Source organism: Acidisphaera sp. L21 (assembly GCF_009765685.1).
GTDB lineage: Bacteria > Pseudomonadota > Alphaproteobacteria > Acetobacterales > Acetobacteraceae > LMUY01.
The window spans coordinates 149,847-161,057 of sequence record NZ_LMUY01000114.1; the positions used below are offsets into that span (position 1 = coordinate 149,847).

11 protein-coding genes and 1 pseudogene are annotated in these 11,211 nt (G+C 62.4%); 3 read left to right on the forward strand and 9 right to left on the reverse strand.

The genetic code is table 11. The features are described 5' to 3' along the window. The 3 genes from GSQ76_RS22570 to GSQ76_RS22580 form a co-directional block, all read right to left on the reverse strand. Nucleotides 1–701: ABC transporter ATP-binding protein (locus tag GSQ76_RS22570; protein WP_158746363.1), on the reverse strand; the 701-nt coding region annotated here is incomplete at its 3' end. Between the two features lie 374 nt (nucleotides 702–1,075). Continuing rightward, nucleotides 1,076–3,253 (reverse strand): acetate--CoA ligase family protein, encoded by a 2,178-nt coding sequence (locus tag GSQ76_RS22575; protein ID WP_158746364.1) that lies wholly within the window; start codon nucleotides 3,251–3,253, stop codon nucleotides 1,076–1,078. 49 nt (nucleotides 3,254–3,302) lie between these two features. Further along, on the reverse strand, nucleotides 3,303–4,058 hold the full coding sequence (locus GSQ76_RS22580) for an enoyl-CoA hydratase/isomerase family protein (RefSeq protein ID WP_216851232.1): 756 nt from the start codon (nucleotides 4,056–4,058) through the stop codon (nucleotides 3,303–3,305). A gap of 169 nt (nucleotides 4,059–4,227) precedes the next feature. On the opposite strand from GSQ76_RS22580, the gene GSQ76_RS22585 reads away from it, so the two are divergent. Further along, entirely contained in the window at nucleotides 4,228–5,028 is an 801-nt protein-coding gene (locus GSQ76_RS22585) for an IclR family transcriptional regulator (protein ID WP_158746365.1), read from the forward strand. A gap of 136 nt (nucleotides 5,029–5,164) precedes the next feature. On the opposite strand, the gene GSQ76_RS22590 is transcribed toward GSQ76_RS22585, so the two are convergent. The 6 genes and pseudogenes from GSQ76_RS22590 to GSQ76_RS22615 all read right to left on the reverse strand — a co-directional run bounded on the left by GSQ76_RS22590 (nucleotide 5,165) and on the right by GSQ76_RS22615 (nucleotide 9,562). Further along, complete coding sequence (locus GSQ76_RS22590; RefSeq protein WP_254070578.1) at nucleotides 5,165–6,343, reverse strand: ABC transporter substrate-binding protein; 1,179 nt, start codon at nucleotides 6,341–6,343, stop codon at nucleotides 5,165–5,167. A gap of 38 nt (nucleotides 6,344–6,381) precedes the next feature. Continuing rightward, nucleotides 6,382–6,786: a hypothetical protein gene (locus GSQ76_RS22595; RefSeq protein ID WP_158746367.1), complete on the reverse strand. Its 405-nt coding sequence runs from the start codon at nucleotides 6,784–6,786 to the stop codon at nucleotides 6,382–6,384. Nucleotides 6,787–6,814: 28 nt separating this feature from the next. Beyond that, a pseudogene (locus tag GSQ76_RS32845) lies at nucleotides 6,815–7,195 on the reverse strand (aconitase family protein); the annotation flags it as partial. A gap of 73 nt (nucleotides 7,196–7,268) precedes the next feature. Then, a complete protein-coding gene (locus GSQ76_RS22605; protein WP_158746368.1) occupies nucleotides 7,269–8,741 on the reverse strand; it encodes an FAD-dependent oxidoreductase in 1,473 nt (490 codons plus the stop codon). A 189-nt stretch (nucleotides 8,742–8,930) separates the two neighbouring features. Beyond that, nucleotides 8,931–9,149: a CoA transferase gene (locus GSQ76_RS22610; protein WP_158746369.1), complete on the reverse strand. Its 219-nt coding sequence runs from the start codon at nucleotides 9,147–9,149 to the stop codon at nucleotides 8,931–8,933. 71 nt (nucleotides 9,150–9,220) lie between these two features. Further along, the gene (locus GSQ76_RS22615) at nucleotides 9,221–9,562 is read right to left on the reverse strand and encodes an aldehyde dehydrogenase family protein (RefSeq protein ID WP_158746370.1); all 342 of its coding nucleotides are present in this window, start codon (nucleotides 9,560–9,562) and stop codon (nucleotides 9,221–9,223) included. Nucleotides 9,563–9,672: 110 nt separating this feature from the next. On the opposite strand from GSQ76_RS22615, the gene GSQ76_RS22620 reads away from it, so the two are divergent. Next, entirely contained in the window at nucleotides 9,673–10,404 is a 732-nt protein-coding gene (locus GSQ76_RS22620) for an IclR family transcriptional regulator (RefSeq protein ID WP_158746371.1), read from the forward strand. Between the two features lie 38 nt (nucleotides 10,405–10,442). Further along, a partial coding sequence (locus GSQ76_RS22625) for an MBL fold metallo-hydrolase (RefSeq protein ID WP_158746372.1) occupies nucleotides 10,443–11,211 on the forward strand: 769 nt, incomplete at its 3' end.

Below are 11,211 nucleotides of genomic sequence, written 5' to 3' on the forward strand. Positions count from 1 at the left end.
CAACCCGGCCGCTCATCGGGGTAATCCGGCACGTCGATGACTGTGCCCAACCGCCCGGGGCGGGGGGCCATCACGCCGACGCGGTGCGATAGGAAGACAGCCTCGCTGATGTTGTGGGTGACGAAGATGACCGTCGTGCGCGTCCGGGCCTGAATACGACTCAGTTCTTCGTTCAGGTTCTCGCGGGTGAATTCATCCAAGGCGCTGAAGGGTTCGTCCATCAGCAGCACTTCAGGCTCGGAAATCAGCGCCCGCACGATGGCGGCGCGCTGCTGCATGCCGCCGGACAGTTCGCTCGGATAGCGGTGCCGAAACCCGCTCAAGCCGGTGAGGGCGAGAAGATGATCCGCGTCGGCGCGCACATCCGCCGTGCTGCGATTATGCATGATCTGGTTTGGCAGCAGACAATTCTCCAGAATCGTTCGCCACGGGAGCAGAGTCGGCTTCTGAAACACCAGGCTGACCCTGCGATCGGGTTGGATGACCACGCGGTTACCAACCCTGATCTGCCCCGCTGTGATCGGCAGCAACCCTGCCACCATGCGCAACAACGTCGTCTTGCCGCAGCCGCTAGGGCCGACCAAGCTTAGGAATTCGCCGGCTTTCACCGTTAGGCTAACTGGCTCCAACGCACGAACCTCTTCATCCCCATCGGTGATGAACGTCTTGGTCGCCTGGTGCATTGCGATTTCAAGCGCCATGGGTGTTACCGTCACACATTGGGAACGCCCGTGTCGCGCCGGCAGCACATGGTGCTGCGTCGTAGCCGAGAGCGATCATGTGTGAATTGTCAGCCGCGGCAGAACCGCCCACGGGCAATACGATGAGACCTGGACTTGGGAACTTCGACGTTTTGCCCATGCATGTCATCACAGCCGGATCTTGCGTCCAGCTTGTCTCCCCAACGTTCGTCGGTCACCTTGATCGTTCGGCCGGTTCCAAGCAACGATACGGTGTTCTATAGTATCAAGGACACACCTTGCGCCTGGCAGTGTCAAGCATCGTCTTGTCTTGGAACGTCAATCCCGGAGTGGGATCTTATATTCGACCGTGGTTTCAGGACGCATCGGCCGCGCTAGGCGGATCCATCTCCGCTGACAGTGGCGCGGCCGTCCGCAGCAATCGCGCCCTGCCCTGCGGCCCGAAGGATCAATGGATTGATGTCGAGTTCCAGCAGCCGCGGTCCCATATCCGCCGCGAGCCACGAAAGGCGGCATAGCGCATCGACCGCAGCTGCGACGTCCGCGGAGGGTTTGCCGCGAACGCCTTGCAGCGCCGGCCAAAACTTCAATCGCTGCAACATTGCCAATGCCGACTGGGGTGAAACCGGCGCGACGGCCAACTGGACGTCCTGCAGCACCTCCACGAGGATTCCACCGAAACCGACCAGCACCATGGGGCCGTAATCTGGATCGTATTTGGTGCCGACGATCAGTTCCGCCACGCCATGGACCATCTCCTGCACGACAATGCCTTCGTGCGTGCCCGGCGCCATGCGGTCCAAGATCGCGAAAATCTGCATGCTAGCCGCCCGCAAGGCCGCTGCGTCGGGCAACCCCACCTGCACAAGCCCGGCGTCGCTCTTGTGGCTAATCGCCCGGGCCACGCCCTTGACAACCACGGGGTAGCCGATCGCCTCTGCCGCCTGCACCGCCGCTTCGGCATTTCGTGCCGGTGCTTCGCGCGTGACCGGAATGCCGTAGGCGGCCACCAGGCGTTTGGTTTCGGTTTCCGTCAGCGTGCCCTGCACGAACGGCGCCTGCGGCGCCGGGCCGGCGCCCGGCGGCCGCGTTGCCGGGGGAGCCAGGCCCTTCACCCGTGTCTGAGCATAATCGTCCATCGCCTGCAACGTGGTGAGGACGTCGGCGACACGATCGAAGTAAGGAAAGTTCATATCCTTCAGCTGGGCCCGGGCATCGTCACCCACCTGACCCGCCAGCATCGTAAAAAGGATCGGCTTGCCCCCTTCTCGCGACAGCGCTGGCAACAGGGCGGCATATTCCGCCATCCGCGGCGAGGTCGTCATCGGATAGACGATCGCACCGATCGCCGGGTCGGCCATGAACGCGCGGATCACCGCCTGAATTCCCTCGGCGGAGGTGCCTTTGGCGAACGAACCAGTATCCATCGAGATATGGACATGCGCAGCCGGCGCCCAGGCTTCGATTGCGAAGCGGGTCTCTGGTGACATGGTGGCCAGCCGCAGCCGCGTGCCGGCGAGTTGGTCGGCGAAATTCGCGGTGCTGCCCCCGGATGACGCGATGGCGGCGATGCCCAGCCCTGGCGCGGATGGGCGTGGCAACCGTGCCAGGGCGTCCGCTGCGAAGACCATGGATATCGGGTCGTTCATCACCACGACCCCCGCCGCGTCACATGCGGTCAAAAACCCTTTGTACGACCCCGCCAAACTGGCCGTGTGGGATTGTGCGTTGCGGGCGCCCTCCTCGGTCCGCCCGGCCTTGACCACCAGGATCGGCTTGGCCGCCGCCCAAGCACGCCGGGCGGCGGCAAAGAAGCGGTCCGGCGTCTTCAGCCCCTCGACATACAGGCAGATCACCTGCGTCGCGTCATCATCAACGAGATATTCGAGGAAATCGCATAGTTCGAGATCCGCCTGGTTGCCCACCGAGATGCAACGGCTGAATCCCGTGCCATAATCCAGCGCTCGCGACACCAGCGTACCCATCAATGCGCCGCTCTGGCTCACAATCCCAACGGTGCCCGGCGTCAATCGGTCGACTTCCATGGCGAGCGACGATGTCAGCGCCACCCCATCGATCGGGTTGATGATGCCAAGGCAATTGGGCCCGACGAGACGCATACCGGTCTTCGCCGCGGCACGGACGAGACTGGCTTCCAGGGCCGCCCCGGCAGCATCGGCCTCGCCCAACTTGCCGGTGATGACGATGCAGCCGCCCACCCCAGCGGCCGCACAATCCTCGACCTGCGCCAGCAACGCGCCTGCTGGGACGGCGATGATGGCGACATCCGGTGGCTCCGGCGCCGCTGAAACCGATTTATAGGCGGGCAGCCCCAGCACCGTCTCGCGGTTCGGATTGATCGGCAGCAAGCGCCCGGCGAAGCCGTGTTTCAAGAGGTAATGCATCACGCGGCCACCGAACTTCGTCTTGTCGTCCGACGCGCCGATGACGGCAATCGATGCAGGTGACACGAGTGTGCGTATCGTCGCGGCGGATGCGATACGCGGCGATGCGGGCTCCGCCGCACGGCTGACGCCAATAATCATGGGCATTCCCAGTTATTCTATATTATGGAACGCTGTTCTCTGGCGAGAGTCCTAGCTACTCGGGCAGTGGAGTGTCAACCGTAGCCACGCGCTCCGCGCGCACTTGCTGGCGATAATCGATGATGCGCTGCCGCAATCCCGGGCGCGCTGCGGAACGCACGAGATGGGCCAGGGACGCATCGTCATCAGACGCACTGACGATTGGGCGCATCGACATGAATGTCGGTCGGTCTGGTAATCTACCGACAGGGTTTTGCAGAGCAGCATCGAGGGCAGCGGGATCCACGATCCTCGATGCCAAGTTCAACTGCAGCGCCCGAGACGCATCGATCGGCTGGCCGGACCATATCAGGTCACGTGCAGCATCCGCACCGATGCGCCAGACTAACCGCGCGGTGCCCAGAACGAGGCCGAAGCCGCTTCCGGGGAATGCGAAAGTCGCGTCGGGCAGAGCCCAGCGATGATCGCAGGCGGTGAACAGGTCGGCACCGGCGCCGAGGACCTTCCCCTGTGCAACGGCAATGGTGGGCACGGGCGCGCGGAAGCAACGCTGCAACAGGAGTTCGATCCGGATGAATCGATGCAGCAAGTCGGCGTCGCTGGCCTCTTCCAGACCGCCGAGATCGAACCCAGTGCAAAAATGACGTCCCTCGCCCTGCAAGACGAGCACCCGGCATTCGTGCGCGTCGACCCGGTCGAAAACAGCATGCAAGGCCTCCACCGTTGCATGATCCAGGGCGTTGCCTCGCAGGGGACGGCCGATGCTGGCAACCAACGTCTCGTTCTGCGCCCTGACTTCAACCACCGGCATCGTGTTTTCTTCTTGGATTTAGAATAGCATTCTATGAAAGCAGCCGGACAGGAGGATGACAAGCTGGTCGCCGCTTCGGCCTGCTGCAGGCTTGACACCTGTGGGGCGAACCGGTGTCTAATTTAGAATGCCATTCTGGATTGGCTGAAACTCTGGAAACTGCAGAACGATGGACAAGGCGTTCACGAAGGGTCTTCAGGTGATCGAAGCCCTGGCCCGTAGCGAATCCTCGAGAGGAATTACCGGGTTGGCGACAGAACTCGGCCTCACGAAGAGCAATGTGCATCGATTGCTCGGCACCTTGCAGGTGCACCAACTCGTCGCCCAAAATCCAAGCGATAGCACCTACACTCTGACGACGCGCTTGTGGGAATTGGGCTCGCTCGTCGTTGCCCGGTTGGACCTGTCGAAGGTCGCGAGCGGACCAATGAGCGAACTGGCGGCCTCCACCGGCGAGACTGTCCACCTTTCAATCCTCGATGGGGCGGAGGTCATTTACATCAGCAAGATCGAGAGCTTGCACGCGGTACGTGCTTATTCTCGTGTGGGCGGCCGGGCGCCGGCTTGGAGTGTCGCCACCGGCAAGGCCCTGCTGGCGCATCTTCCTTCCGCGAGTCTGGCATCGCTTGGGCCGTCCCTGACGCCGTTTACCGAGACCACGATTGCGACTGTGGAAGGCCTCATCCAGGAATGCGGCCGGATCCGAGCGCGCGGCTATGCGGTCAATCGCGGCGAATGGCGGGCTGATGTCTTTGGGATTGGCGCGCCCATTGCCGACAGGTCCGGGACCATCATCGCCGCGGTCGGGATTTCGGGACCCGCGAGCCGGCTTCGGCCGAAGCACATAAAGGCCCATGCCCCTGCCGTCGTTAAAGCCGCGCATGACATATCCGTGGCACTCGGCGCGTCGCTGGGGGAACGTGCCGATCGTCTCGGGCCGCGGGTCGGGCACGCTGCGATCGCTGGATAGGTCCCGTGGCGCGGTGATTGCCGGTGGCCTATCCGATGATTTCTGTTGAGACGTGGCGAGGTCCCAATAAGCGTCGAGACCTCGCAGCCATCGCAATCGAGCCATCGTTCGAGGCCGTCATCTGATTGCTTGGGCGTCAGCTTTTGATGAATGCGCACCCACCGTCCGCTAGCGATCGAAATGCGTCTGCCGCCGGCACGGTGGCGACTAATTTGTAGTAATCCCACGGCTTCTTGCTAGCAGCCGGGCTCTTTACCTCGAACAAATAGGCGTCATTCATCACCCGCCCATCCTGACGGATTGTACACGTGCCGGTCGCATCATCGTCCACCGGCATCGCCTTCATTTTGGCAACCATCGCCGCGCCGGACTTCTTTGCCTCCCCGGGTCCCATGGCCGCAGCAGCCTTCATGTAATGTACGACTGCGGAGTAGCATGCGGCTTGGGACGCATTCGGCATGACGCCAGATGTCGCGGGTGAAACCCGGCTGGAGAAAGCGCGAGTTCGCTCGTTCAAGTCCCAATAGAATGTCTCCGCAAGTGAGAGGCCCTGAGCGGCCTGTAACCCCAACGCGCCGATATCGTTGATTTGGAGCAGTAGGCCGGCCATTTTGATGCCGTTAGCCACAAGCCCGAACTCCGCTGCCTGTTTGATGCAGTTGACGGTATCGGTGCCAGCATTGGCGAAGCCGACAACCTTCGTGCCGGAAGATTGAGCCTGCAGCAGCGCCGAGGAGAAGTCGGCACTTGGAAACGGCATATTGACGTTGCCGAGGATCTTGCCACCGGCCTGCTGCACGAATTTTGCCGTATCGCTCTCCAGCGCATGACCGAAGGCGTAGTCTGCGGTGATGAAGAACCATGTATCACCGCCCGATTTCGTCAACGCGCCGCCGGTCACCTTGGCGAGCATGTAGGTGTCGTATGCCCAATGCAGCGTGTTGGGCGAGCACTGCTTGCCCGTGAGGTCGGTCGTGCCCGAGTTACACACCAGCGCGACTTTGTCTTTCTCCTTCGCCAGCCCGGCGACGGCCAAGGCGATGGCGGAATTCTGAAAATCCATTGCGACGTCGACGCCGTCGCGGTCGAACCATTGCCGAGCGATACCCAGTGCCACGTCGGCCTTGCCCTGATGATCAGCCACAACAATCTCGACGTTCAGACCGCTGGCTGCGGCGAACTCCTTCACCGCTTGTTGGGCGCAGGCGACCGATACCGGACCGCCATTGCCACGATAGGCGCCGGACTGGTCGTTGAGCACCCCCAGTTTGAGTTTCGTGGATTGTGCCCTTGCGCCGCCGTTGGGGGCCGTCATTGCCAACCCCGCCGCAGCGACTAATGCAGTTCGTCTCGTCAACATGATAACGGTTCCCCTTTTATTTTTGCTTCACGCACGCCTGCGGCAGCAGCCGAGGGCAACATGCCCCCGGCCAACCAGAACCCAACCTCCTGTAACGAGGTGAGCAGACCCAGCGCATCCGAATAACCGTTGACTGCCAGCGAGCCCGGGGAGAGCGATGCCTTGATCCGTGGGCCACCGCGTAGCCCGTGCGCGAGTGCGTTGCGGGCCCGCGGGCCTGCGGCCACCATGGCAGCCGGATTGGCCGTGTTGGTGATGGGGCAGTTTTGGCCCGGATACGGTCGGCCGCCGGTCCCGATCAGCGTATCGGGAAACATCCACCCGTCCCGGTCGAGCACCAGTTGGGCGAGTGACTCCAGGTTGACCTGGTGAACGATACCGTTGCCGGGTGGCACCACGCGGAGGCCCTTGGATGTTTGCCTCTGCCCAGCGGAGGAAGCTGAAGCGCTCCGCGTTGGTGGCATGCTCCTCCATCAGGTTCTTCAGGGCCGCACCGGGGCCGGTGGCGGTGGCCCGGATCGAATGATCGACGACGAGGTCGACCGGGCAGGCCGGCTGCACATGCGCCGGGTCACGGCCTTGTGCCGCGGCGAGGTTGCGCGAGGCGGCAAGGTCCAACAGTGCTGGTAGCCCGGCGTAATCCTGCATGACCACACGGCCGGGCCGGAAGATAATTTCTCCCTCCGCCGCCAGAAGGGCTGCCACGGCCGCAATGTCACCGCCATGGCGAAGGATGCTCTCGGCGAACAGCACGGTCGTCGGTGGTGCGGAGGCGAGCCCCGGCAAGTGCATTGCAACGCGCGCCATATCGACGACCCGGCGCGTGCCCGCAGAGGTGTGGACTTGGCGCGTCCAGTCGGTGGCGGCCACGGAGCCCGCCCTAGACCCGCGCCTGCATCGTCATCGCAGCATGTTGGCCGGCGAGGCGGCCAAATACCGCCCCGCGCAGCACCGATGTGGAGCCGGTATAGACCTGGTGATAGATCCCGACCGTCTCGCCAGCCGCATACAGGCCGGGGATGACGCGCCCATCTGTATCCAGCACCTGGGCGTCATTGTTGACCTTTAAGCCGCCGAAAGTGAAGCAATTGGCCGACATGATCGGGTAGGCGCGGAATGGTGCCTTATCGATCGGGCGGCACCAGTTCGACTTGGGCGGGGTTAGCCCGGTGGTGGCGCGACCGTCGATGCCGAACGGCGTGAACTCCCCGTCCTCAGGCGGACATGCTGCGTTGAAGTTTGCCACGGTGCGGGCCAGTGCGTCAGGCGGCAGGCCCAGCGAGTGGGCAAGCGCCTCCAGCGTCGGCGCCTCGATCGCAGGCTGGTCCGACCGGATGCTCGTTTTCCAGCGGGGAATTTCCTCCACTTTGGAGTCGAAGATCACCCACGACATGCCGTCCGGCTGATCGGCGATGCTGCGGGTGACGTTGTCGTAGATTGCATCCACGGTCGCCGACGCCTCGTCGATGAAGCGCTGACAGTGCTTGTTGACCAGCATGCCATAGGGCCAGATGAACACCACCGCCTCCGCCATGCGAGAGCGTGGGTCCACTGGCTCGGCATGATAGGATCCATATTCGCCGGCTGGGGCAGCGCCCGCTGCAAGGGCCATGCGAATGCCCTCCCCCTTGTTGTAGTAGCCGCCGCGGGCGACGGGCCGGATATGCCGGGCGCGTGCGCCAAGATAATGGGTCAGCATCTCCTGGTTGCCCTCGTAGCCGCCGGATGCCAGTACGACGGACCGGGCCCAGATACGGCGGCGGCCACCGTCCTTCTCGACGGCCAATATGCCAGCGATGCGATCGGTATCGTCGCGCAGCAGGTCGATGGCCGTGACCTCGAACAACACCGTCGCCCCGAGCGACTTGGCCTCCTGCATCAGACGCTCGATCAGCGCGAGGCCGCCGCCCTTCGCGGCAATCCGCGTGGTGTTCTGCGTCAGCAGGTAAATCGGCTGGGGTTCGAAGCGCAGCCCGAAGGTGTTCAACCAAGCCACGGTGGACGGGACGCGATCGGCGAAGGTTGCAATCACCTCGGGGTCTGGGAACGGGTGTGCCTTTACGTAGCCCGGCCAATTCTCGTAGGGCTCGCTGACGGCGGCCAGCACGTTGGGATCGACATTCCAGCCGGCATTGGCGGCAAAATGTTCCTCGAAATCGTCAGAAATCTCGCTCTCGTTCTTCATTCGGCAATAGGCTTCGGTCCAGCGCGTGTTGCCGCCAAAATCGGGCTCCGGCGCACGCTCCAGAAGGGTCACCGATAGACCGGCTTGCAGCGCGGATACCGCAGCGCTGAGCCCGGCGATGCCGCAGCCAACGATGACGAGGTCGCTATCCGTTTGGGTCTTGCTCACTCTTTTATGGCCCTCCCTAGCCTATTCGTTTGAAGATTAGCCTGGCGTGACGACGATGCCTCGATCGACCAAGGTTTGAATAGCGGCAGCATCCAGCCCCAAGCTCTCCAACACGGCACGTGTATCCTGTCCGATCGCAGGTGGATCGCTTCGCAGCGTCGTGCTTTGCGCACCGATGCGAATGGGCAGTCATGGCAGCATCGCCGTCATTGGCCCCGGCAGTTTGGTGGGCAGCAAGAAGCCGGTTGCGCGCAGCGGGCGCATGGGGTCGCCGTGGGGCGATGGCTCGATCCGCAGCACGTCGGCGCCCAGATCCGCTAGAATGAGTCCGCATGACGGGCCCATGACAGTGGGGCCGAAATCTAACACCTTGATGCCGGCCAATGGCATGGCAGCAGATGCGCTCATTTGCGCCGGGCTGCGTGGGCGTTGAAGCGACAAGGGCTCTGCTGTGATTGCAGCGTCGAGTGCATCGACGATTAGCCGAGCACGACGGGATTGGCGCGATTTGGGCGGGTCGTGATCCAAACGCTCTTGGTCTGCAGGTATTCCTTGATCGCGTCGGTTCCACCCTCACGCCCGATCGCGCTGTTCTTGTAACCCCCAAATAGGGTCGTGAAGCTGGTTGATCGGAGCCTTCCGACGAAAGCGTCGTGAATGGCCTCGTGCAATAACAAACGGGAGCCGGCCATGCAGGTCTGCCCGCAAGCACCGACTATGCCGGAGATCGCACCCTTCACAGCCTGATCGATGTCGGCGTCGTCCAAGACAATGCTGGAGGTTTGCCCCCGAGTTCCAGCGCCAAGCTGATATTGTTTCATCCCGGACACTCCACCAGTTCTGTTGTGCAGAACTCGGTTTCAGAATATCACTCTGTCAGGTACGGGGCTGTCAAGACCGTTACGCAAGCTCCGCCATTGGAGATCCTGTCGTGTCAGTTTGTGATCCGAAGCCACGGGCCAGCGGCGTCGACGCTGTCAATCGTGCGTTGTCCCTCCTCACCTGTTTCAACGAGGGAGAGACCAGCGTCAGCCTGACGCGACTTTCGGAGCTGACAGGTCTCTACAAAAGTACGGTTCTTCGCCTTGCCGCGTCGTTGGAGCAGGCTGGGTATCTGGTGCGGCAATCGGATAAGACGTACGGCCTTGGCGCTGAGTTGATGCGGCTGGGCAGCCTTTATGCGCGCTCGTTCCGGCTGGAGGGCCATGTCCGCCCGGTGCTGAAGACATTGCTGCGCCAAACCGGCGAGAGCTCATCATTCTTCGCCAAAGCCGGACATCAGAGGGTGTGCTTGTTCCGCGAGGATTCACTGCATGGAATCCGTGACCATATTCACGAGGGCGACTTGCTGAGCCTACAGAAGGGCGCGGCGGGTCACGTCCTGCAGCGGTTCGAGCAAATACTCGGGGATCCGGGTGGACTTAGGATGGCGCTGTCCGCGCTGCCGGAACGCTCCTTTGGGGAGCGCGATGCCGAGACGGCGGCGATGGCGGTGCCAGTCTTTGCTGCAGGACCCAGGCTGGCGGGCGCCTTGAGTTTGTCCGGGCCGATCACGAGGTTCGGAGAGGACAATAGCACCAAGATGGCGGCGCCACTCCTACAAGCCGCACGTGCGTTGTCGGACCGGCTGGGGGGCGGCATGATATGGGCGGATGCCGCATGACCCTAGAGACCGTGCAGCGCCCCAAGTAGGAGCCAGCCATGCCGATTCATTTGACGGATATGCGTGTAGACCAAGTCATCGAGAGCACAGAGCCGCTGTTCGATCCCTTCACGTTCTTTCCCACACTTACGCCCGCCATGGTGGAGGCCAACAAGGACTGGCTTTATGAAACCGCCATCGATCCAGTCTCCGGCAAACTGGTCTTGGCCTTGCAGTCCTACCTCGTCCGAACGCCGCATCATACTATTCTGATCGACACGTGTGTCGGCAATGACAAGGAGCGGACGAAATGGCCCTTCTGGCACCAGTTGAAGACCGATGCCTACGTGCGGGCTCTGGCGACTGCTGGCGTCGGCTTTGAGGATATCGACTACGTTCTATGCACCCACCTCCACGTCGATCATGTCGGCTGGAATACGCGGTTGCTCGACGGCCGCTGGGTGCCGACGTTTCCCAACGCGCGATATGTTTTTTCGGCAAAGGAACTCGGGTTCTGGGAGGCGAAGAGCACGGTTGAGCCACTGCCTTGGATAGTCGATAGTGTGCTACCTGTGGTCGCTGCTGGAATGGTCGAAGCGGTGTCCAGCGACCATGTGCTGGACGACTATGTCCGGCTGGAGCCGACGCCTGGTCACACGATCGACCATTTTGTTGTGCAGCTTGGACGTCATCGGACCGAAGCTGTCGTGACCGGTGATCTGTTCCACTCACCGCTTCAGCTTCGATACCCGGAGCTCTCGATGCGGGGGGATTTTGACGGGGTGCAGTCCAAGGCGAGTCGGAACCGATTTCTGAGTGGCTACTGTG